The following is a 23,076-nucleotide window of genomic DNA, read 5'->3' on the forward strand; positions in this document are numbered from 1 at the left end:
TTTGAAGGCCCCCTCCGTCAGTCGCTGACGCGACTGCCACCTCCCCATCGCTGCGCGACAGGGAGGATTGCAGAATAAAAAAGGCGGCGCTCCCACCGGAACACCGCCCTTTCAATTCAACGCCTTGCGAGGCTTACTTGCCGCGCAGCTTGCGGTGCTTGGTGAGGTCCAGCACTTCGCTCGGGCCGTTGTCGTCCTGCAGCAGGCCGAGGCGGCGGGCGACTTCCTGGTAGGCCTCTTCCTCGCCGCCGAGGTCGCGGCGGAAGCGGTCCTTGTCGAGCTTCTCGCCGGTGGTCATGTCCCACAGGCGGCAGCCGTCGGGGCTGATCTCGTCGGCGAGGATCACGCGGCTGAAGTCGCCGTCCCAGATGCGCCCGAATTCGAGCTTGAAGTCGACGAGGCGGATGTTGATCGCCGCGAACATGCCCGCCATGAAGTCGTTCACGCGGATCGCCATGGCGGCGATGTCCTGCATCTCGTCATGGTTGGCCCAGCCGAAGCAGGCGATATGTTCCTCGGCGATCAGCGGGTCGCCCAGCGCGTCGTCCTTGTAGTAGTACTCGATCAGCGTGTGCGGCAGCATCTCGCCCTCGGGGATGCCGAGGCGCTTGGAGATGGAACCGGCGGCCACGTTGCGCACCACGACCTCGATCGGGATGATCTCGACCTGGCGGACCAGCTGCTCGCGCATGTTGAGGCGGCGGATGAAGTGGTTGGGCACGCCGATGTGGTTCAGGCGCGTGAACACATACTCGCTGATGCGATTGTTGATGACGCCCTTGCCCTGGATAGTGCCCTTCTTCTGGGCATTGAACGCGGTCGCATCGTCCTTGAAGTACTGGATCAGCGTGCCGGGCTCGGGGCCTTCGTAAAGGATCTTGGCCTTGCCTTCGTAGATCTGGCGGCGACGGGACATGCGCTTGGGTCCTTGCAAAACGTGCGAAAGAGCAAGCCCCGGCGCTTCGGGAAGGCCGGGGCATTCGAGCGGGCATATAATGGAAGCCGGTGTAAAAGCAAACTGCCCGCGCGGCAGGGGCCTCCGGGGCGAAGATGAGCGAGGAATTGTGCGGATGAGCGTGACTATCCAGGTGCTGACGGGGGCGCAGATGCTGGCGGCCGTCGGCGATCTTGCGCGGCTGCGGATCGCGGTCTTCGCCGAATGGCCCTACCTCTACGACGGCGCGGAGGCTTACGAGGAAAGCTACCTGCGCGAATTTGCCGAGGCGACCGATGCCGTGCTGGTGGCGGCGCGCGATGGAGCCCGGGTCGTGGGTATGGCGACGGCCTCTCCCATGGCGGTGCAGAAGGCGGAGTTTCGCGGGCCTTTCGAGTCGCGCGGGCTGGACGTGGCGGGGCTGTTCTACTTCGGCGAATCCGTGCTGCTGCCGGAATATCGCGGGCAGGGGATCGGCCATGCCTTCTTCGACCATCGCGAGGCGCAGGCGCGGCGGTGCGGTGCGAAGGCGACGACGTTCGCGGCGGTTGTGCGGCCTCTCGATCATCCGGACCTTCCGGAGGGATACGTGCCGCTCGACGGGTTCTGGCGCAGGCGCGGGTATGTGCCGGTCGAGGGACTGGTCACCGAACTGGCGTGGAAGGACCACCGGGATGAGGGCGATCGTCCGAAGCCGATGCAGTACTGGATGCGGGAGCAGGGGTAGTGGCTTGCCGTCGGGCCCACCCCGTCCGGCTAGGTCCCTCGGACCAAGCCTCCCAGCCCTCCCGCAAGCGGGAGGGCTGAAACGGTTTTCCCCGGCCCGCTTGCGGGAGGGGCAGCGAGACTTAGGCCGCAGGCCTTAGTCGCAGCGGGGTGGGCCTATCGCGCCTTCAACTCTGCCACCAGCGCCCGTGCCGCTGCGCTGACCTGCTCCCACGTCGACTCGAACCCTTCCGGCCCGCCGTAGTACGGATCGGCCACGTCCTGCCCCTCCAGCCCCGGCACGTGGTCGAGCAGCAGCGACAGGCGCGCCTCGCCATCCGAGGGCGCGAGGCGGCGCAAGTCGGCGAGGTTGGAGGCGTCGAGCGCGACGATGCGGTCGAAACGGCGGAAGTCCTGCGCCTTTACCTGCCGCGCGCGGTAGGAGTGGATGTCGATGCCGTGGCGCGCGGCCTCGGCGCAGGAGCGCGGGTCCGGTCCCTTGCCGACATGCCATGACCCGGTGCCGGCCGAATCGGCGATCACCTCCAGCCCGGCACGCTCGGCCTCATGACGCAGCGCGGCTTCGGCGAGGGGGGAGCGGCAGATGTTGCCGAGGCAGACGAACAGGACGGACGGTACGTTTGACATGGTTCGGCGATAGCGCCCTGCCGTGCCTGCGTCACTCCGCGAGTTTCTGGGGGATAGGCGCCTTCGCGCTTTCGGCCAGCTGCAGCAGCATCGCCCGCACGTCGGCGACGACGAAGGGCTTGTTGAGCATCGGCCGGTCGGCATGTCCGCGCGGCAGATGCTCGCGGTCGTAGCCGCTGACGAAAGCGAAGGGCGTGTCGCGTGCGGCAAGGGCGTCGGCGACGGGGTCGATCTTCTCGCCGTTGAGATTGCCGTCGAGAAGCGCGAGGTCCGGCCCGGTTTCGCGGATCATGGCGAGGGCCTGATCGCACGACGTCGCAGGGCCGATGGCGATGCAGCCGCCGTCCTCGATCTCCATGATCAGTTCCATCGCGACCAGCGGCTCGTCCTCGACGACGAGGATGCGCATCGGCGGCAGGGAGGCGGGCGCGTTTGCGACGGGTGGTGGCGGGACGGGCTGCGGGGCGGGTTCGGCGACGCCCGCGCCTGCAACTAGGGGCAGCACCATCGACCAACGCACGCCTTCGGGCGCGAACTCGGAGACGATGCGCGCGCCGTCGGAAACCATGCTGTGCTCGATCAGGGTCGAGCCGAAGCCGCGCCGCTCAGGGGGAGAGACTGGCGGGCCGCCGTGTTCGCTCCATTCCATCGCCAGCACGTGGCTGGTGACGGTCCAGGCGAGGCGCACGGTGCCGACCGCATTGGAGAACGCCCCGTACTTGTGCGCATTGGTGGCGAGTTCGTGGAACACCAGCGAGAAGCGCAGCGCCAGTTCGGGTGGCAGGTCGGCGTCGGGGCCGTCGAGCAGCAGCCTATCCTCGCTGAGCGCACCGATGGCGACGTGGTCGGCGATGAGGCGGCGCAGGCTCGCGCTCTCCCACGTGGTCGCGCTGAGCATCGAGTGTGCGCGCGCCAGTGCCTGCAGGCGGCCGGTGAAGGCGTCCTGGAACTCCCGGTGCGAGCGGGCATGGCGGAACCCCTGCGAGGCGATCGCCTGCACCGTTGCCAGCGTGTTCTTCACCCGGTGGTTGAGTTCGCCGATGAGCAGGCGCTGGGTGTCCTCGGCGCGGCGGCGTTCGGTGATGTCGAGCATCTCGATCATCACGCTGCCCGGGCGCAGGCCAGTGCCCGCGAGCGAGGAACAGTACCATTCGCCTTCGCGCAGCACCCCGTCAGCGCGGCGGTAGCGGTGCTCCTGCATGGCGCGGCGGTCGCCGCCTTCGAGCAGTTCGCCCATGCCCTTGAGGAACGCCTCGCGCCCGCCGTTCGGCGGCAGGAACGGCGCTTCCGAAAGGGGCACGCCGAGCATGTCGGCTGCCGTGTAGCCCATCGTGCGTTCGGCGCCCTTGTACCAACCGACGATGCGCAGGCTGGAGTCGATCTCCAGCACCGCCATTGGCGAATTGTCGCCATGCGCGCGCAGACGGCCCAGCGCGGCGCCGAGTTCATCGCGCTGGAATGCGATCTCGCGGCGCTGGCGGGCCAGCTCGACGAACACCGTGACCTTCGAATTGAGTACGGTGATGTCGATGGGCTTGAGCAGGTAATCGACCGCGCCGGTCTCGAAGCCGCGGAACTTGCGCCGCTCGTCCGTGGCGACGGCGGTGAGGAAGATGATCGGCACGCCGCGCGTCCGCTCGGTCCCGCGCATGAGTTCGGCCAGTTCGAAGCCGTCCATCTCGGGCATCTGCACGTCGAGCAGGGCCAGCGCGAAGTCCTGCCTGAGCAGCAGTTCCAGCGCCTCGAACCCGGAGGATGCGGTGACGAGTTCGACGCCGGGTTGGTCGAGCGCGGCTTCCAGCGCGATCAGGTTCTCGCGGACGTCGTCCACCGCAAGGATGCGCAAGGGTTCATTCGGCAAAGGCGGCCTCCTGCACATCGTGCGTGGTGCGCCGCCAGATTTTCTCGGCCGGGGCGAAGTCTGAAAAGCACTCGGTCTCCGCCGAGAACGCGACGGTCTCCTTGGAGCCGAGGCCGAGGAAGCCGCCGGGCGGCAGCGACTGGGCGAAGAGGCCGAGCGCGCGGTCCTGCAGGGCGCGGTCGAAATAGATCAGCACGTTGCGGCTCGACACCAGCTGGACCTCGGAGAACACCGCGTCGCTGGCGAGATTGTGGTCGGCGAAGACCGCGCGGCGGCGCAGCGCCGGATCGAAGCGGGCGACGTTGCTGTTGGCGGTGTAGTAGTCCGAAAGCGAACCCTTGCCGCCCGCCTCGCGGTAATTGCGCGAGAAGCCGGCAATGCGCTCGATATCGAAGATGCCTGCCTCGGCCTTGGCCAGCGCGGGGCGGCTGATGTCGGTGCAATAGAACATCGTGCGATCCTCCAGCCCCGCCTCGCGGAACAGGATGGCGAGGGAGTAGAACTCCTCGCCGTTGGCGCAGCCCGCGATCCACACCTTGATCGTCGGCCATGTGGCGAGGTGGGGGATCACCGTCTCGCGGATCATTCGGAAATATTCGGGGTCGCGGAACATGTCGCTGACCTGGATGGTCAGGAAGCCGATCAGCACCGGCAGGCTGGCGGAATCGTGGAGGATCACGTCGAGCAGACCGGAGAGGTGCGCCACGCCGAAATGGGCTTGCGCGCGTTCGAGGCGGCGCAGCAGCGAGGCGCGCGAATAATCGCGGAAATCGTACTGGTAGCGCCGCCAGATGGCCTCGACGATGAGGTCCAGTTCGATGTCGTTCAGGCTGTCGCCGGAGCGGATGACCATCATCTCTCTCGCCCGATCATCGCGGCATCCATACGCGCACGAGGCTGAGCAGCTTGTCGATGTCGAGCGGCTTGGAGAGGTAGTCGTTGGCGCCCGCGTCGATGCATTCGCGGTGGTCGCGCTCCATGGCCTTGGCGGTGAGCGCGATGATCGGCAGGCGCGACCACTGCGGGTCCTTGCGGATCTCTTTCATGCAGGTCAGCCCGTCCATCTCGGGCATCATCACGTCCATCAGCACGAGATCGACCGGCGCCCCGTCGCTGTCGACGCTGCGGGCGAGTTCGTTCAGCGCCTCGATCCCGTTGCGGGCGATGCGTACCCCGACGCCGTGCGGCTCCAGCACCGAAGTGAGCGCGTAGACGTTGCGGATGTCGTCCTCGACAACCAGAATCTGGCGGCCTTCCAGCGCCTGGTCGCGGCCCAGCGAGCGGGCGAGCAGCTGCTGCTTTTCCTGTGGCAGTTCGGAGACGACCTGGTGGAGGAACAGCGTCACTTCGTCGAGCAGGCGCTCGGGGCTCTTGGCGCCCTTGACGATGATCGACTTGGAATAGCGCCGCAGCCGCATCTCCTCTTCGGGCGAGAGGTCGCGGCCGGTGTAGACGATCACCGGCGGGAAGCCGACGCTCTCGTCGTGCGAAAGGCGTTCGAGCAGGTCCAGCCCCGACATGTCGGGCAGGTTGAGGTCGAGCACCATGCAGTCGAACGTCTCGGTGCCGAGGCTGCCCAGGCATTCGGCGGCGGAGTGGACCTCCACCGTCTCGACATCACGCGAGGCGAGCAGGAGGTGGATCGCCTCGGCCTGCTGGGCGTCGTCCTCGACCACCAGCACGCGGCGCAGGCGCTGGGCCATGCGCGCCTCCAGCCCTTCGAGCATGTCGACCAGGGTGTCGCGGCTGACCGGCTTGAACAGGTAGCCGACCGCGCCGCTGGCGAGCGCCGCATGGTCGTCATGGTCGGCCGAGACGATATGGACCGGGATATGTCGGGTGCGGGCGTCGCGCTTGATGCGGTCGAGCACCGAGAGGCCGGTATGGTCGGGCAGGTGCATGTCGAGGATCACCGCCTGCGGCAGATACTGACGCGCGAGCAGGGCGCCTTCGTCGGCGGTCCCCGCGATCAGGCACGAGAAGCCGACTTCGTGCGCGAGATCGGCGAGGATACCCGCGAAAGCCGGATCGTCCTCGACGATGAGGATCACGCGCGAATCGCCGCTGAGGGTTTCACGGTCGTCGGCGATAGCGGCGAGGCGGCGCGGGGCCGTCGGCGCGGGCGTCGGCGACGTGGCAAGCGGTGTGGGCGAGGGGCGGCGGACCTGTTCGGGCGCGGCTTCGGCGTCGAAGTGCTCGGGCAGGGTGATGGTGAAGGCGCTGCCCTTGCCGGGCTCGCTCTCCAGCGAGATCGTGCCGCCGAGCAACTGCGACAACTCGCGCGAGATCGAGAGGCCGAGGCCGGTGCCGCCGTACTTGCGGGCGATGCCGCCGTCGGCTTGACGGAACGCCTCGAAGATCGCGCCCTGCTTGTCGGCGGGGATGCCGGTGCCGGTGTCCCGCACGGTGAAGGCGACGTTGCCGGCGGCGCGGCCGACCTCGACGGCGACATGGCCGCGCTCGGTGAACTTGATCGCGTTCGACAGGAAGTTCTTGAGCACTTGCTCCAGCCGCAGAGGGTCGGTCTCGATTTCGCCCGCCACGTCGGCGATGCGTAGTTCGAGGCCGCGTTTGGCGGCGGCGGGGGCGAACGTATCGCGCAGCTTGGCGAGGATCGCGGCGACCGGGACCGTGCGCGGTTCCAGCTCCAGCTTGCCCGCCTCGATCTTGGAAATGTCGAGCACGTCGTTGATCAGCGCGAGCAGGTCGTTGCCGGACGTCTCGATCGTCTCGGCAAAGCGGACCTGCTCGGACGAGAGGTTGCCGCCGCGATTGTCGGCCAGCAGGCGCGCCATGATCAGCAGCGAGTTGAGCGGCGTGCGCAGCTCATGGCTCATGTTGGCGAGGAATTCGCTCTTGTAGCGGCTCGCCTGTTCCAGATCCTCGGTCTGTCCGCGCAGCATCGTCTGGGCGCGGGTCAGCTCGTCGCGCTGGGCTTCGAGCGAGGTCGCCTGTTCCTCCAGCTGGGCGTTGGAGCGTTCCAGCTCGGCCTGCTGGGCTTCTAGTTCGGTCTGGGAATTCTGCAGGGCCTTGGCCTGCGCTTCCAGTTCGTCGTTGGTGGCGCGCAGTTCCTCGCTCTGGTTGGCGAGTTCCTCGGCCTGCTGCTGGGTTTCGGAGAGCAGGTGCTCCAGCCGCGCGCGGTATTTGGCGGAGCGCAGCGAGAGGCCGACCGCGCCGGAAATCGTGTCGAGGAAGCGGGGCGCGTCTTCGGGGCGGGCCTCGGGCGTGTCAAGGAAGCCGAGTTCGATGACGGCATTGACCTTGCCGTCGATCGCGGCCGCGCCGAGTACCAGACGGTCCAGCGGCGATTGCCCGAGCGCGGTCCCGAACGAGAGATAGCCGGCAGGGGCCTTCGCGATCGTACGGGTGCGCCCGTCGCGGATCACTTCGGCAAGCAGGCCGTCGTCGGGCGCGAGCTGGTCGGGAACCCCGGCACCTTTGGGTACGCCGTAACTGGCGACGCGGCGAAAGGCGCCTTCGTCATTGACGTAGACGATCCCCGCCGCCGCGCCGAAACGGTCGACGAGGAAGCTGATCACGCGGTGCGAGAGGTCGTCGAGGGAGAGGTTTCCGGTGGTCTCCCGCGCCAGCCTGGCCTCGCCTTCACGCAGGGCCTGCAGGGCGCGGGTGGAATTGCGGTAGCTGATGAACGCGGCGCCGATGCCGGCCAGCGTCAGGTTGGTGATCGTGCCCAGGGTGCGGTTGATGAGCGCGATTTCCTTGGCCACGCCTTCGGGCGCGAGTTGGTAGCCGATCACGATCAGCACGGTCGTCGCGGCGGCCACGGCAAGGGGCGCCAGCCGATGCGGCGCGAGATAAGCCAGCACCGTAGGCAGCAAATAGATGACCCAGATCGAGGTGCCCAGCGGGAAACGGGTGTCGGCGATGAAGGTCAGGCCGATGACGATGGGTAGCAGGATGTAGAGAAACTTGGTGGAATCCAGTCCGCGGGCGGTTGCCATTCACTCGTCTCGCGGGGGTAAAAAACCGCTGCAGCCGGACCGCTCCCCCATCACGCACGGTCCCCGGATCAGGTCGGATAACGTTAACGGCGTTCCCCGGTTCCCGACGGACCGAAATATTTTCGCCGCGGACTGCGGCCGGACGCAAAGCCGCGCGCTCGCCAAAACTTCCTTAAGACATTGCTGGTATCGGCAGGAGATTATCGGGGCAATTCCAAGAGCGAGCCTGGTTTACGATGCGTCAAGCATGTCTCTATCCCGCCAAGGCCGTTCGCGAAGTGCTGAACGGTGTCCTGCGCGATTCCGGCGGCAACATCCTTCCGATCGCAGCGATCGGCATGCTCGTGGCGGCGGTCGTGGTGGGCTCGGCGGTTGATCTGAGCCGCGATTACCTCGTGCGTGAACAAATCCAGTCTGCCTGCGACGCGGCGGTGCTGGCGGGGCGGCGCACGGTGACGACGGCTGGTTTCGACACCGCCTCGAAGGCGGCCGCGACGGCGTATTTCAACACCAACTTCAACGACGCGCAGCAGGGCACGCGCTCCACGGTGTTCACCGTGACTTCCACCGACGACGGCCAGACCGTCACCGCGACCGCGACGACCGTGCTCGACACCTTGCTGATGCGCATCTTCGGCAAGGACAGCTTCGACATCCGGGTAAACTGCGGAAGCTCGATGGGCGTCGGCAACGCGGACGTGATGATGGTGCTCGATACCACCGGTTCGATGGACTACACGCTTTCGGGCTCGCAGACGCGCATCCAGGCATTGCGCGCGGCGATGAAGAATTTCTACACGACGATCTACAACGCCACCGCGAACAGCAATGCGCGCGTGCGCTACGGCTTCGTGCCGTTCAGTTCGACGGTGAACGTCGGCAGGCTGCTTACGGCGGTCAACAGCAGCTATATCGTCGACAGCTATCCCTACCAGTCGCGCGCCTACGAGCCCGACGATTCGGGCGGCAGCGATTACAGCGGCACATGGACTGCCGTTATTCCGACGACGAGCTACAGTTCGCAGAACGACTGCAATAATGCCAAGCCCGCAGATACGGCGTTCAGCGAGCAGGGGTCCGGGCAGGCACGATCGCAAGTGAAGAAGGAATACTCGTGTATTCGTTCCGATAGAAACTCGCCATACTACGTCTATTGGCGCTGGCTGACCCGTCCCTACACGATGCGCTACCATCAGGTTACGTACGACACGAGCAGCTTCAAGAAGTTCAACTCGGTCGCCACGCCTACCGGAACCAACGGCGCGAACGTGTCCTCGACCTGGGGCGGTTGCATCCAGGAACGCGACACCGTGGCGCAGGCCACCTTCAGCTACTCGACCAGCACGGGCATCTCGCCCAAGGCCGCGCTCGATCTCGACCTCGACACGGCGCCGACGTCGGACGACAAGACCAAGTGGCGTCCGCTCTGGCCGGAGGTGTCCTACCGCCGCTGGTCGGACAGCGGCTACTACACCACCGCGACCACCAACAACGGCGGTGATGCGGGAACGTATTGCCCGGCGCAGGCAAAGCTGCTGGCGACGATGACGCAGAGCGCGTTCAATTCCTACGCGGACTCGCTCGTGGCGATCGGGGGCACGTACCTCGACGTCGGGATGATCTGGGGCGGGCGCCTGATGTCGCAGCAGGGCATGTGGTCGACCCTCAACAGCGACGAACCGTCCAACGGCGGCAAGGTTTCGCGCCACGTCATCTTCATGACCGACGGCCAGATGGAGCCCAACCAGTACATCGCCCAGGCCTGGGGCATCGAGTACTGGGACCGCCGCGTCACCACCGACGGTACGACCAACGACACCGCCCGCCACACCCAGCGCTTCCTTGCGACGTGCGAGGCGATCAAGGCCAAGGGTATCCGCGTCTGGGTCGTGGCGTTCACGTCCAGCCTGAGCAGCGATCTGACGACCTGCGCATCCGACGACAGTTCGTACACCGCGAACAGCTCGTCCGAACTGAACACCGCGTTCCAGGAGATCGCCAAGCAGGTCGGCGAGTTGAGGGTCGTGCAGTGACGGCGCCGCTGCTCCGTCGCCTCCGGGCGGGCGAGCGCGGCTCGGCGGTGATCGAGTTCGCCGTCGCCGCGCCGGTGCTCCTGCTGCTGCTCATCGGCATCTACGACATGGCGCACCGCGCCTATCTCACCGCGATCCTGCACGGCGCGGTGGAAGAGGCCTCGCGTCAGGACGGACTGGAGATCGCCGACAACACCAAGGCCGACGCCTACGTCACCGCGATGGTCCAGCGCGTAGCGCCGGGCGCGACGGTCGCCTTCAAGCGCTCCAGCTACTACGACTTCGCCGACATAAAACGCGCCGAGGCCTGGAACGACAAGAACACCAACGGCAAGTGCGACAACGGCGAAACCTACACCGACGAGAACCGCAACGGCAGATGGGACGCGGATGTGGGGAACAGCGACAACGGTGGCGGCAACGACGTCGTGCTCTACACCGCGACGGTGACCTATACGCCCGTGTTCATCGTGCCGTTCATGCCCAATTCGACGAGCCAGCGCACGCTGACCGCGAGCACGGTGCGCAAGAACCAGCCTTACGAGCTACAGGCCAAGTATGGCTCGGATGCGGGGAGCTGCCCATGATCGCGCGCCTTGCTGCGGGTCTTGCCGGAAGGCTGCGCCGCGATCAGCGCGGTGTCTCTTTCATGGAGTTCGCGCTGATCCTGCCGATCATCGTCACAATGGGTTTCTACGGAACCGAATTGGCATGGATGGCGATGATCAACATGCAGATCGCCCAGATCGCCAGCTCGGTGGCCGATAACGCCTCGCGCCTCGGCCAGACCGACAACAGCGCGGTGACCCCCACCGTCAAGGAAGCGGACGTCGCTTCGGTGATGTCGGGAGCGCTGGTGCAGGGGTCGTACTTCAACTTCGCCGCCAACGGGCGGATCATCCTCTCCAGCCTCGAATACGACACTGCGACCAAGCGCCAGTACATCCACTGGCAGCGCTGCCAGGGCAGCCTCAAGGTGAAGTCGCAATACGGCGTCGCCAAGGCCGGCCTGACCGGCACCACGCTGGCGGGCATGGGCAATCCGACGATCACGGCGGTGTCGGGTTCGGCGGTGATGTATGTGGAGGTGAACTACACCTACCAGCCGCTGTTCGGCACCTGGTTCGTCGGCCAGCCCAACTTCCGCCGCGAGGCCGCCTACATCATCCGCGACGATCGCAGCCTTGGCGCCAGCTCGGGCGACGGCATCTCCGACGCGACGACGACCACGAAGGCCAGCTGCAGTTGAGTTCGGCCCCGTCAAATCGTCGTCCCGGACTTGATCCGGGACCGGTGGCCGCGCCGGGACCCACTTGCGCGCAGGGTGCCCGGTCGATGAACCGCGCCTAAAGACAGCCACCGGTCCCGGATCAAGTCCGGGACGACGGGGCCTTCGTGCGGATCGTCAGCGCGGCTCCAGCCGGATCGCGGTGCCGCCGCCGGGGGCCAGCCACACGTCCATGGTATCGCCCTTCTTCACCGTGCGCGTGTCGTAGGCGATGTTGTGGCGCGCTTCGGTTTCATACGTCGCGCCTTCGCCGTCCTTCCAGACGCTGGCCTTGTAGCTCTTGCCCGCATCGAGGAAGTCGAACTTCAGCGTCACCGTGCGCGCCGTCGCATCGTTCACGCCGCCGACGAACCACCTCGGCGAAGCGCGGTCCTTGCGTGCGAAGATCGCATAGTCGCCTACTTCGCCCGCGATCAGGTGGCTCTCGGCCCAGTCGGTCGGCACGCTCTCGATGAAGTTCATCTCGCGCGGGTACTTGTCGAGTTGCTCGATGAAGTCTGCTGCCATCTGGATCGGCGAGTAGATCGCGAGGTACAGCCCCAGCTGCTTCGCCAGCGTCGAGGCGAGGGGACCGTTCGCGCCTTCGAGGCTCAGAACGCCGGGCGTGAAGTCCATCGGGCCGGACAGCATGCGGGTATAGACCAGCGTAGGCTCATGGTCCGGGCCGTTGGCGAACTTGCCCCAGGCGTTATACTCCATGCCGCGCGCCCCTTCGCGCGAGACCCAGTTGGGGTACGTGCGGCGAAGGCCCGTGTCCTTGACCGGTTCATGCGCGTCGATGGCTATGTGGTGCTTCGCGGCATCCTCGACGACGGCGAGGTGGTGCTCGACCTGCCGCTGGCCGTCGTGCCACTCCATGCGGACCGGGCCGACCGGGCCGCCGGGATAGTCGGTGTTCGCGATCACGCCGCCATGGTCGGCGACGTAGCCGGTCTTCACCGTGTCCACGCCCAGCTTCTGGTAGAGCGCGAAACCGGCGTCCATGTTCGCTTCGTAATTGGCGATGTTGCCGCCGGTCTCGTGGTGACCGATCAGCTTGACGCCCTTCTTCGCGGCGTACTTCGTCACCGCTTCGATGTCGAAATCGGGCGTCGCCTGCGTGAAGCTGAATTCGTCGCCGTGGCCGAACCAGTCGCCGTTCCAGCCCTTGTTCCAGCCCTCGACCAGCACGCCGCGGAACTTGTGCTTCGCGGCATAGTCGATGTACTGCTTGGTCCGCTCGGTGGTGGCGCCGTGCTTCGGGCCTTCCGCCCAGGTCCAGTCGTTGCGGATCATGCCCCACCAGATGCCGATGTAGCGGCCCGGCTTCACCCAGCTGACATCGCCCAGCTTGTTGGGCTCGTTGAGGTTCAGCTCCAGATCGTTGTCGACCAGACCTTCGGCGTCATCCGCGATGCGCACCGTGCGCCACGGCGTCGCGAAGGGCAGATCGCGCACCACGCGCGGGCCCCGCGAGGAGGGCGAAAGGGTTGTGCGGAAGGTCTGCCCGGTCGCGCGCTTGAACCAGTAACCGGCATAGTCGACCAGCGCCGCTTCGTGGAACGACAGATGGGTGCCGTCCTCCAGCTTCATGGTGATCGGCGTGTGTGCGGTAGAGACGGCGTCGATCGGGGTCTTCTGGTAGACCTGCTCATAGCGGTTCCACTCGCCGCCGGGGATCCACCATGCAGTGCCCTTGGGGACGATGTCGAACTCAGTCGTCTCGTCGGCGATCTTCATCGTCTTGAGGCCGGGCTGTTCGGGGATCTCGTAGCGGAAGCCCACGCCGTTGTCGAAGAGGCGGAAGGTGACGTTCATCAGCCGCGTCCCGTAGGTCTTGCCCTGCTTGAAGCGGACGGTGACCTGATTGTACGTGTCCTTGACGAAGCGGCGCTCACCCCAGGGCTGTTCCCAGGTGTCGTCGCCCTTCGCGGTATCGCTGCTCTCGATGGCGAAGCCGCGCGTCATGTTGAGGCCATCCGTCAGGATGAAGCCCAGCTTGCTCGGCGCGATCAGCAGCTTGCCCTTGCGGGTGAGCGACCACATCGGGCGGCTGTCGTTGTCGATGGTGACCGTCAGCACGATCGAGCCGTCGGGCGATTGAGCGGTGACTTGCGGCTTGGTTTCCTGCGCCATGGCAGGGGCGGCGATGACGATGCCGGCACTAGCCAGCAGGGCGAGCGGCTTCATGCCGTTTCTCCTTCGATGATCCACAAGGCGCCCCATGCGGGGAGCGTGCCCAAGGTGAGGGCGCATTCGGCGTTATTCACAGCGGCCAGAACGCGGCCGCCGGTCGGAATTGCTGCAGGCCATGCTGCAGGCGCATCGCTCATGTTGACGACGACCAGCACACGGTGCCCTTCAAGTTCTCGGCGCAGCACGAGGCGCGTGTCGTCGGCGAGCAGCACTTCGCCGGAGCCCCGGCGCAGCGCCGGATCGGCGGCGCGAAGCTGCAGCAGATGCCGCGTCAGGTTGAGCAGCGAAGCCGGGTCCGTCTCTTGCCGGTCGACCGCGCGCGACAGGTTCTGCTCGCTCAGCGGCAGCCATGGTGCGGAGGAGGTGAAGCCGCCATGCTCGCTCTGCGCCATCCACGGCAGCGGCGTGCGCACGCCGTCGCGTGAGAGGGTGAGCGGCCAGTTGGCGATTGCCTCCGGATCCTGCAGCATCTCGAACGGGATCTCGTCCTGCAGCAGGCCGAGTTCCTCACCCTGGAACAGGATCGGATTGCCCCGGATCGACAGGAGCGTCAGCATCTTCATCCGCGCGAAGGCGTCGATCTGGTCAGGTGCGCACCAGCGGGACAGGGCGCGCGGGGCGTCGTGGTTCTCGAAGGCCCAGCTCGGCCATCCGGCGTCGGGTTCGTCGGGCCAGAACTGCAGCACTTCGGCGATGTGCGCGGGACGCAGCGCGTCGGCATAGAGCAGATCGAAACCGTAGGCGCTGTCCAGACGGGCAGGGCCTTGCGTGAAGGTGCGCTTCTCTTCCATCGCCCGCGATCCGCCGACTTCGGCCAGCGAATAGGTATCGGGATAGGAGGAGATCAGCGCCTGCAGCCGCTCGATGAACTTGAGGATGTCCGGGTGCGACTGATTGTAGACCTGCAGCTGAAAATCGTAGGGCCGCGTGCGCACCTTCCCGTCGTCCGGCGCGGGCGGATTGTTGCGCAGCATCGGGTCGTGCATCGAGTGGTTGAGCGCATCGATGCGGAAGCCCGCGACGCCCCGGTCCAGCCAGAACTTCGCCACCGCCAGCAGCGCGTCCTGTACCTCGGGGTTATGGCAATTGAGCTGCGGCTGCTCGGCCAGGAAATTATGCATGTAATACTGCCCGCGCCGCGCATCCCAGCGCCACGCCGGGCCGCCGAACACCGACTGCCAGTTGTTGGGCGGCGAACCGTCCACCTTGGGATCGGCCCAGACGTACCAGTCCGACCGCGCATTGCCGCGGCTGGACCGGCTCTCGGCAAACCACGGGTGCTGGTCCGAGGTGTGGGCATAGACCTGATCGACGATGACCTTCAGGCCAAGCGCCTTCGCCTTCGCGATCAGCGCGTCGAAATCCTCCAGCGTGCCGAACATCGGGTCGACCGCGCAGTAGTCGGAAATGTCGTAGCCGAAGTCGGCCATCGGCGACTGGTAGAACGGCGAGATCCAGATCGCCTCGACGCCGAGCCGGGCGACATGGTCGAGGCGCGAGGTGATGCCGGGCAGGTCGCCGATGCCGTCGCCGTTGGAATCGGCGAAGCTGCGCGGATAGATCTGGTAGATCGCCGCGCCGCGCCACCATGGCGCCTTGGAGGAGGTTTCTGGGTTCGTCATGGCGTTCTCTGGTACGTCTAGGTGTCGTTAGGGTGCCGTTGGGTGCCGCCCGTGTGCCGCTCAGGGCCGGGCCGCGCAGACGGCGAAACCGAGCGGTGGCATGGCGATCGAAACCGATCCCGGAGCGGTCGCCTTCATAGGGCATGCGGAGCCCGCAAGCGTCTGGAATTGCGCCGATTTCGGCTCAACCGCGAGGTTGCCTTCGACCGCCTCGGTGGAGGTGTTGAAGGCCAGCACGACCTCATTCCCGGTAGCCGGATCGAAGCGGGAGACCGCAAACAGCCCCGGCTTGTCGGACGCGGTGAGAACCTTGGTCATGCCGCCCGTCAGCGCCGGAGTCTGGCGGCGCAAGGTCGCGAGCTGCGCGATCAGCTTGTAGAGCGGGTGCGTCGGGTCGAAATGCTCGGCATTCGGGGCGCGGGTCGTGCCCAGCAGCGGTTCGTCCGTCAGGCGCAAGTCCTTGGAAGCAAACATATCCTGCCGCGACCACTGGTCTCCGCCATGGCCGATGAAACCTTGTTCGTCGCCGTAGTAGATCGTCGGCACACCGCGCAGCGTCAGCAGCATGGCATGGGCCAGCATCGAGCGCTTCAGCAGTTCGTCGTTGCTCGCAAGCGGTTTACCCAGCTTGAGAAACATCGGCAGGCGCCCGGCATCGTGGTTGCCCAGGAACGTCGGCAGCTGCAGCGCGCCCGCCTTGCCGCCCGCATAGAGGGCATCGTCGTCGAAGAGGCGCGCCAGCGTCTCGGTGCCACCATCCTTGGCGCCGCCGGCAGCATCGTCGACCGCCCGCATGAACGCGAAGTCGAGCACGCCCGGCAGGCCCGCATTGCGCGTCCATGAGGCGAGGAGGGCAGGGTCGTAATCGCCCGTCGCGACTTCGCCGAAAATATGGAAGTTGTTGATTCCCTTTGCCTTCGCGCGCTCCAGCATGGCGGGCACGAACTTCTGCCACAGCTCCGCGTTTACATGGCGCGCGGTGTCGATGCGGAAGCCGTCGATGCCGAAGCGGTCGATCCAGCTGCCGTAGATCTCGATCATCCCATCGACCACGCGCGGGTTCTCGGTGGCGAGGTCGTCGAGGCCGACGAAGTCGCCGTACTGCGCGCTCTCGCCCTTCCAGTCGGTGTTGCCGCGGTTGTGGTAGTAGATCGGATCGTTGAGCCAGGCGGGGACTTTGACGTCCTTCTCCGCCTTGGGCACGACGGGGGTGTAGGCGAACGAGGGATCGGTCAGTTTCGCCCAGTTCTCAGGCGTTTGCACCGTTTCTCCAAGGAAACCGGGGTTGATCGCCGGACCCTTCACGCCGCCCCGGGTCGAGAACGGATAGTCCGCCTTGGAACGATAGGGATACCCCTGCGAGACCCCTTCCTTGTACTGGATCACGTCCGCCGTGTGGTTGACGATGATGTCCATGTAGACCTTCATGCCCCGGGCATGCGCGGCCTCGACGAGCGCCTTGAAGTCCTCGTTGGTGCCGAAGTGCGGATCGACAGCCGTGAAATCGGTGATCCAGTAGCCGTGGTATCCCGCGCTCTCGTTGCCCTTGGGGCCTTGCACCGGCTTGTTCTTGAAGATCGGCCCGACCCACAGTGCGCTGGCGCCGAGGCCCTGGATGTAATCCAGCCGCGCGGTCAGGCCCTTGAGGTCGCCGCCGTGGTAGAACGCCTTGTCGGTGGGGTCGAAGCCGGTCTGCAGCTTGCCGCCTTTGAGGCCGCTCCCAAGACCGCCTTCGTCGTTGGCGGTGTCACCGTTCTCGAAACGGTCGGGCAGGACGAAATAGATCACTTCCTGCTCGGGCGTGCGGGCGCGCATGTCCTCGACCGTCCCGGCGAACGCGCCGCCGCTGGAGAGGGCCAGCGCGAGGGCCGAGAGAGAAGGTATCAGGCGGTTCATCACAGGCGATCTCCGGATGGCCGTCGGGGAAGGGTAGGCGGAACCGTCGAAGGGAGGGATAACTTCGACGGTTCCGCCGGTGTGGCGCCGTTGAGGAGGAGGAGGGTTCCATCGCGGCGCCGGGGGGAGTTAGAACTTATACGTGAAACCGGCCAGGAAACGGCGGCCGTACGTCTGGTAGTCGATGACCTCGCGGCTATCGCCCGGGTTGGTCGTGATGAACGGCGCATTGGTCAGGTTCTGCCCCTGCACGTAGAGCGACAGGCCCTCCAGCGCGCTACCGGCCTGGAAGTCGTAGCCGATCTGCGCGTCCACGATCGTTTCCGCAGCCGCGCGGCGGCGTACGCGGTTGGCGGCGAAGCCGGAGACTTCACCCAGGAACGTCGAACGGTAGCGCACCGAACCGCGTGCGTTGAAGCCCCACTTCTCGAAGTAGGCGGTGCCGTTGGCGACCCACTTCGAATAGCCCGGCAGATCGCCCGAGGGCGAGTCCGGCGTCGCCTGGATCTTGCTCTTGGTATAGGCGACCGAGCCGGTCACGCCGAAGCCTTCGAGTGCCGGAATGATGGTCTCGAACGGCAGGGTGGTGGCGATTTCGACGCCGTAGAGCTTGCCGCCCTTGCCGTTGACCGGGATCGTGTACTGCGCGGTCGGCGACAGCACCACGCCTGCGCCCGGGTCCTGCAGCGCGAGGCTGTCGGTGGGCACGGTGGACTGCTGGTTGTAGATGTAGCTCTTCAGGTCCTTCCAGAAGAACTGCGCCGCGATCACGCCCTTGCCGCCGAAGTACTGCTCGAACGTCAGGTCGAGCGCATTGGCGCGCCAGGGACGCAGGTATGGGTTGCCGGACTCGCCGGTGACCTGGGCCACGTTGCCGGTGATCGTGTAGTCGAACTTCTCCGAGGCGCGCATGTCGTCGAGGCGCGGGCGGATGATCTCGCGCGCGGCGGCGAAGCGGATCACGGTGTCGCTCGGGAAGCGCAGCGAGAGGTTGAGGCTGGGCAGCACGTCGAGATAGTCGGTGCTGACCTTGCGGACGCGGGCGCCGATGTTGGGCGAGCCGTTCGGGTTCACCGGCGGCTGCAGCAGGATGGCACCGGCGCCGACCGAGTTCTGGTCGGTCCACTGCGCCTGCACGCCGAAGTTGCCGGTCAGGTGCGCCGAGCCGATGTCGGCATCGAGGTTCCCCTGGATATAGCCGGTCATCAGGCGCTCGCGGATGGCGTAGCTCTTGACGATGACGTCGCCGTAGGGGTTCGCGACAAGGTTATAGATGCCGTCTCGCACCAGCGCTGCCGGATCGTAGCTGACGACCGGACCGAGGCCGAGGTAGCTGAGCTGCGTCTCGCCCTTGAGGCGGTATTCCTCGGGGATGGTGACGCTGGTGAGGCCATCGGTATTGGCCTTCAGGCCGAGGAAATACTCTTCCGGAACCAGCGTCTTGGAGCGGTTGGTGTAGTTCCAGCCGACCTGGAACGAGTGGAGCAGGCCGCTCTCGAACTCGTGCTCGACCTCGACCCGGTACTGCCACAACTCATCCTTGATGTGGCGATTGTTGTAGTAGCCGTCCTGCCCGTTGAGGATCTTGGTGCCGTCCACGGCGGTCTGATCGCCGCCCCAGCCCTGCGGGCCGGTCAGCAGGATCAGGTTGTAGTCGCCGTAGTTGAGGCTGGGCGAGAACACCGCGCCCTTGTCGGTCATGGTGAAGCCGATGCTGTCGAGCGCGCCGATCGTGTTGCGGCCGGTCCCGGCCAGTGTCTCGATGGTCAGTTCGCTGCGGTCGGTCTTGGAATAGCTGACGTCGAAGAACGCCTTCCAGCCGTCGTCGCCTTCCCACTTGGTGTTCCAGCCGAACGAATAGAGCTTCGCGTGGCGCTGGAACAGGTCGTTGCGCACCACGCTCTTGACGCCGTTGAAGGTGCCCGAGGTGACCATGCCGTCCGTCACCGTCGCATTGGCGAGCGAGGCAGTGTCGGGGTCGTAGTACAGCGGCAGTTCGATGCCGCGCTTGACCTGGTTGTCCTTGAAGTTCGAGTAGAACCCGTCGAGCGTCATCGTCAGGTTCGGCGTCGGCTTCCACTGCAGCGTGCCGTTGAGGCCGAGGCGCTTGAGCGTGGTCGAGGTCACGTAGGACTTGGAGCCGCCGATGACCTTGTCGCCTTCGGGCGTGTCGGCATAGCCCCAGGAGTTGAATTCCTGGACCTGATAAGGCTCGTTCAGATAGCTGGCGCCCAGCGCGATGCCGATGGTGTCATCGGCGAACTGGTCCACGTACGTGGCGTTGAGGCGGTAGCCCTTGTCCTTGGAGCCCGCGTTCAGCTTGCCGAGATCGGCATAAGTGCCGCGCGCGCCGACCGAGATGACGCGCTTGCCGGTGTCGAGCGGACGGATCGTGCGCATGTCGACGGTGCCCGACAGGCCCTGGCCGACGAGGCTGGCCATCGGCGTCTTGTAGACGTTGACGGCGCTGACGACTTCGGACGGATACTGATCGTATTCGACCGCGCGGTTGTCGCCGGTCGAGGTCTGCTCGCGGCCGTTCAGCAGCGTGGTCGAGAAGTCCGGCGCGAAGCCGCGGATGGCGATCGAGTTCGAGCGGCCGTTGACGCGCTGCGAGGTCAGGCCTGGCAGGCGGGCGATCGATTCCGCGATCGAGGCGTCAGGCAGCTTGCCGATGTCTTCGGCCGAGACGCTCTCGACGATCTGCTCGGCGTTGCGCTTCTGGTTGATCGCGTTGAGCAGCGATGCGCGGTAGCCGGTGACGACGATGGTGTCGGCGCTGGCGTTGTCCTCCGCCGGGGCGGCGTCCTGCGCCCACGCTGCGGCAGGAAGGGCAGCCGCGATCATGGCGGCGGCGATGGCCATGCGGGACGAAGTGCCCGCGGCCGAAAACTCGTTACGAAGCGACATGAAGTGTCCTCCCCTGTTCTGGCCGGGACAGCACACCTGGCGCCCGGCATCTCCTCCTGATGAGCCCGTGCATTTCTGCCGCGACTCCATTCGACCCCCTCTGCTTAAGGCGGTCCTACGTTGCGCATAATATGGCATACGTATACGTAGATGCCGGAGGGAAACGCGGCGTGTCTTCCGTGCAACGATCAGGATACCGCGTAATTACGTGATTATATGAAGTTAGCTACCTGGTACTGTGGCATTGTTGCGGCGCAGCATCGGGTGGAGGAGACCATGGGACGCAAGCCGACCAACCGCCCGACCAGCTTCGACATCGCCTATCGCGCCGGTGTCTCGCAGCCCACCGTCAGCCGCGCGCTGCGGGGGAGCAAGTCGGTCAGCGCCGCTACGCGCGAGCGGATCGAGGCGATCGCGCGCGAGTTGAACTACTCGGTGGACAAGAACGCCTCGTCGCTGCGGTCGCAGCGTTCGAACACGATCGCGCTGCTGTTCTTCGAGGAACAGTCGCCCGACGATTCCAAGATCAACCCGTTCTTCCTCGCCATGCTCGGCGCGATCACGCGCGAGTGCGCCAGCCGGGGGCTGGACCTGCTGATCTCGTTCCAGAAGCTGGAGGACGACTGGCACGTGCGCTATCAGGACAGCCACCGCGCCGACGGCCTGATCCTGCTCGGCTACGGGGACTATACGCTTTACGAGAGCCGTCTGCGCCAACTGGTCGGGCAGGGCACGCACTTCGTGCGCTGGGGCAGCGTGGACGAGGTCAATATCGGGGCGACGGTCGGTTCCGACAACCTCGGCGCGGGGCGGCTGGCTGGGGAGCATCTGCTCGGCCTTGGCCGTCGGCGCATCGTCTTTCTCGGGCAGGCGGATGAGCATTATCCCGAGTTTGCCGATCGTTACCGGGGGCTGTGCGAGGCGCTCGGCGAGGCGGGGGTGACGGTGGACCCGCGCTTGCAACGCGACGTGGTAAACCTCGAGGACATGGGCCATGCGGCGATGCGCGAGGTGATTGGCGAAGGGGTGATTTTCGACGCCGTCTTCGCGGCCAGCGACCTCATCGCCATCGGCGCCATGCGCGCGCTGGGCGAGGCGGGCCTGTCGATCCCCGGCGACGTGGCGGTGATGGGCTTCGACGACCTTCCCGCTGCCAGCATGACCAACCCGCCGCTGACCACGATGATGCAGGACCTCAGGCGCGCCGGAGAAATTCTGGTCGAGACGCTGGCCGACCAGATCGCGGACCGCGCGGCGCCCTCGCGCACGCTGCCGGCGCGTCTGGTGGTGCGGCGAAGCACGGCGGGGTAGCGTAGTTAGGCAGGTGCCTTGTCGAGGGGGCTTCGACAAGCTCAGCCTGAGCGGGAAGGAACGGGTGCCGGTTTCATCCGGATCAGCTTGGGCATGACCGGCTAGGCATTCGTATGCATGTTGTCGCATCCGGCGCATCGTGCAAGGCGGGCGGACTGCGCGGCGTCAAGTCCGCGAGCTTAGGGAAGGGATGCGATGACGGACATGGCTTCGGAGAAACCCCGGCAGGGCTGGGCGGGGCTGTGGAACATCAGCTTCGGGTTCTTCGGCATCCAGATCGGCTTCGCGCTGCAGAACGCCAACATGAGCCGCGTCTTCCAGTCGCTGGGCTCGGGGATCGATGATCTCCCCGCGCTCTGGGTCGCCGCGCCGCTGACCGGCCTGCTGGTCCAGCCCATCGTCGGTCACATGTCAGACCGGACGTGGCTGGGGCGCCTCGGTCGTCGCCGTCCCTATTTCCTGGCGGGCGCGGTGCTGGCGACGATCGCGCTGCTGGCGATGCCGGAGAGCGCCGGATCCTCGTCGGGCCTGCTGATGGCGGCGCTGCTGCTGTGGATGCTCGACGCCAGCCTCAACGTCTCGATGGAGCCCTTCCGCGCCTTCGTGGGCGATATGCTGCGCAAGGATCAGCACACGGCGGGCTATGCCGTGCAGACCGCCTTTATCGGCGCGGGCGCGGTGGTGGGGTCGCTGTTTCCTTATGCGCTGGAGCACTTCGGCGTCTCCAACGCGGCGGCGCTCGGCGAGATTCCCGATACGGTACGCTACAGCTTCTGGGCAGGGGGACTGGCGCTGCTGGCTGCCGTGCTCTGGACGGTGCTGACGACGCGCGAATACTCGCCCGAGGAGCAAGCGGCGTTCGGGGATGCGCAGGAGGCGGAGGGCGCCAGTGCTGCTGCACTCGCCGGGCGCCCGATCTGGAACGGGTTGCCGTGGATCGTCGCCGGTGCTGTCGTTGCGGCGCTCGTCAAGGCATGGGCTCTGGAGAAGGAAGTCTATCTCCTCGCCGCGCTCCTCGCAGGCTACGGCATCGCCATCATGGCCGCTATCGGCCTTGCGCGCTCGGGCCGCAGTGCTTCGATGCTGGCAGGGATCGTCGGTGACTTCGCGGGAATGCCGCCGCTGATGAAGCGGCTCGCCTTCGTGCAGTTCTTCAGCTGGTCGGCGCTGTTCATCATGTGGATCAACACGACGCCGGTAGTGGCGCAGTACCACTTCGGATCGGCCGACCCCGCGAGTGCTGCCTATCAGGAAGCGGGCAACTGGGTCGGCGTGTTGTTCTCGGTCTACAACGGCGTGGCGGCTATCGCCGCGATGGCGCTGCTGCCGATGCTTTCGGCCCGGCTGGGCAAGGCGCGGACGCATGCGCTGTGCCTCGTGGCGGGAGCGCTGGGCTTTGCCGGGTTCCTGCTGCTGCGCGATCCCAAGGCCCTGATCGCGTGCGAGATCGGCATCGGCATCGCCTGGGCCTCGATCCTCGCGATGCCTTACGCCATCCTCGCGAGCAGCCTGCCGCAGTCGAAGCTCGGCATCTACATGGGCCTGTTCAACGTCTTCGTGGTGCTGCCGCAACTGCTGGTCGCGACGGTGATGGGCTCGATCATGAAGGCCTTCTTTCCCGGCGAGCCGATCTGGACGATGGCCTTCGCAGCGGGCACTCTGCTGGTCGCGGCGCTCGCCTCGCTGAGAATTGGTGCGGAGACATAATTGCGCGGGTTCTCGTAATATTCC

At 66.1% G+C, this 23,076-nt stretch carries 15 protein-coding genes; 6 read left to right on the plus strand and 9 right to left on the minus strand.

What is annotated here, in order from left to right:
* Nucleotides 1–133: 133 nt before the first annotated feature.
* The gene (gene purC / locus HWN72_RS06280; protein ID WP_008832179.1) at nt 134–916 is read right to left on the minus strand and encodes a phosphoribosylaminoimidazolesuccinocarboxamide synthase; all 783 of its coding nucleotides are present in this window, start codon (nt 914–916) and stop codon (nt 134–136) included.
* Nucleotides 917–1,070: 154 nt separating this feature from the next.
* Between purC and HWN72_RS06285 the strand changes: the two genes are divergently transcribed.
* Nucleotides 1,071–1,661, plus strand: a complete 591-nt coding sequence (locus tag HWN72_RS06285) for a GNAT family N-acetyltransferase (RefSeq protein ID WP_069707667.1) — start codon at nt 1,071–1,073, stop codon at nt 1,659–1,661.
* A 155-nt stretch (nt 1,662–1,816) separates the two neighbouring features.
* On the opposite strand, the gene HWN72_RS06290 is transcribed toward HWN72_RS06285, so the two are convergent.
* Genes HWN72_RS06290 through HWN72_RS06305 form a run of 4 tightly spaced genes read right to left on the minus strand, consistent with a single transcriptional unit; the run spans nt 1,817 to nt 8,110 of the window.
* Complete coding sequence (locus HWN72_RS06290; RefSeq protein WP_069707668.1) at nt 1,817–2,287, minus strand: low molecular weight protein-tyrosine-phosphatase; 471 nt, start codon at nt 2,285–2,287, stop codon at nt 1,817–1,819.
* A 31-nt stretch (nt 2,288–2,318) separates the two neighbouring features.
* Entirely contained in the window at nt 2,319–4,148 is a 1,830-nt protein-coding gene (locus HWN72_RS06295; protein ID WP_083274573.1) for a response regulator, read from the minus strand.
* Entirely contained in the window at nt 4,138–5,004 is an 867-nt protein-coding gene (locus tag HWN72_RS06300; RefSeq protein WP_008832175.1) for a protein-glutamate O-methyltransferase CheR, read from the minus strand. Before HWN72_RS06300 ends, HWN72_RS06295 begins: the two co-directional genes overlap by 11 nt.
* 13 nt (nt 5,005–5,017) lie before the next feature.
* Nucleotides 5,018–8,110, minus strand: coding sequence for a response regulator (locus tag HWN72_RS06305; protein WP_069707671.1), 3,093 nt, complete (start codon nt 8,108–8,110; stop codon nt 5,018–5,020).
* 236 nt (nt 8,111–8,346) lie between these two features.
* Between HWN72_RS06305 and HWN72_RS06310 the strand changes: the two genes are divergently transcribed.
* Genes HWN72_RS06310 through HWN72_RS06320 form a run of 3 tightly spaced genes read left to right on the plus strand, consistent with a single transcriptional unit; the run spans nt 8,347 to nt 11,392 of the window.
* Complete coding sequence (locus tag HWN72_RS06310; protein WP_008832173.1) at nt 8,347–10,143, plus strand: pilus assembly protein TadG-related protein; 1,797 nt, start codon at nt 8,347–8,349, stop codon at nt 10,141–10,143.
* Complete coding sequence (locus HWN72_RS06315; protein ID WP_008832172.1) at nt 10,140–10,730, plus strand: TadE/TadG family type IV pilus assembly protein; 591 nt, start codon at nt 10,140–10,142, stop codon at nt 10,728–10,730. The genes HWN72_RS06310 and HWN72_RS06315 overlap by 4 nt, the downstream gene beginning before the upstream one ends.
* On the plus strand, nt 10,727–11,392 hold the full coding sequence (locus tag HWN72_RS06320) for a TadE/TadG family type IV pilus assembly protein (protein WP_008832171.1): 666 nt from the start codon (nt 10,727–10,729) through the stop codon (nt 11,390–11,392). Before HWN72_RS06315 ends, HWN72_RS06320 begins: the two co-directional genes overlap by 4 nt.
* Before the next feature lie 156 nt (nt 11,393–11,548).
* On the opposite strand, the gene HWN72_RS06325 is transcribed toward HWN72_RS06320, so the two are convergent.
* From HWN72_RS06325 to HWN72_RS06340, 4 genes are all read right to left on the minus strand, one after another.
* Nucleotides 11,549–13,600 carry a glycoside hydrolase family 97 protein gene (locus tag HWN72_RS06325; RefSeq protein WP_069707672.1) on the minus strand — a complete coding sequence of 684 codons (2,052 nt, stop codon included), beginning with the start codon at nt 13,598–13,600 and terminating at the stop codon, nt 11,549–11,551.
* Nucleotides 13,597–15,228: an alpha-amylase family glycosyl hydrolase gene (locus HWN72_RS06330; RefSeq protein ID WP_211149979.1), complete on the minus strand. Its 1,632-nt coding sequence runs from the start codon at nt 15,226–15,228 to the stop codon at nt 13,597–13,599. Before HWN72_RS06330 ends, HWN72_RS06325 begins: the two co-directional genes overlap by 4 nt.
* 60 nt (nt 15,229–15,288) lie before the next feature.
* Complete coding sequence (locus tag HWN72_RS06335) at nt 15,289–17,124, minus strand: alpha-amylase family glycosyl hydrolase (protein WP_069707674.1); 1,836 nt, start codon at nt 17,122–17,124, stop codon at nt 15,289–15,291.
* Nucleotides 17,125–17,253: 129 nt separating this feature from the next.
* Nucleotides 17,254–20,034 carry a TonB-dependent receptor gene (locus tag HWN72_RS06340; protein ID WP_231958143.1) on the minus strand — a complete coding sequence of 927 codons (2,781 nt, stop codon included), beginning with the start codon at nt 20,032–20,034 and terminating at the stop codon, nt 17,254–17,256.
* Between the two features lie 276 nt (nt 20,035–20,310).
* Here HWN72_RS06340 and HWN72_RS06345 point away from each other — a divergent pair, with 276 nt between their 5' ends.
* Nucleotides 20,311–21,345 carry a LacI family DNA-binding transcriptional regulator gene (locus HWN72_RS06345; protein ID WP_069709135.1) on the plus strand — a complete coding sequence of 345 codons (1,035 nt, stop codon included), beginning with the start codon at nt 20,311–20,313 and terminating at the stop codon, nt 21,343–21,345.
* Nucleotides 21,346–21,540: 195 nt separating this feature from the next.
* Complete coding sequence (locus tag HWN72_RS06350) at nt 21,541–23,052, plus strand: MFS transporter (RefSeq protein ID WP_211149980.1); 1,512 nt, start codon at nt 21,541–21,543, stop codon at nt 23,050–23,052.
* The last annotated feature ends 24 nt before the right edge of the window (nt 23,053–23,076 follow it).

It is taken from the genome of Novosphingobium sp. HR1a, assembly GCF_015594425.1.
Lineage (GTDB): Bacteria > Pseudomonadota > Alphaproteobacteria > Sphingomonadales > Sphingomonadaceae > Novosphingobium > Novosphingobium resinovorum_A.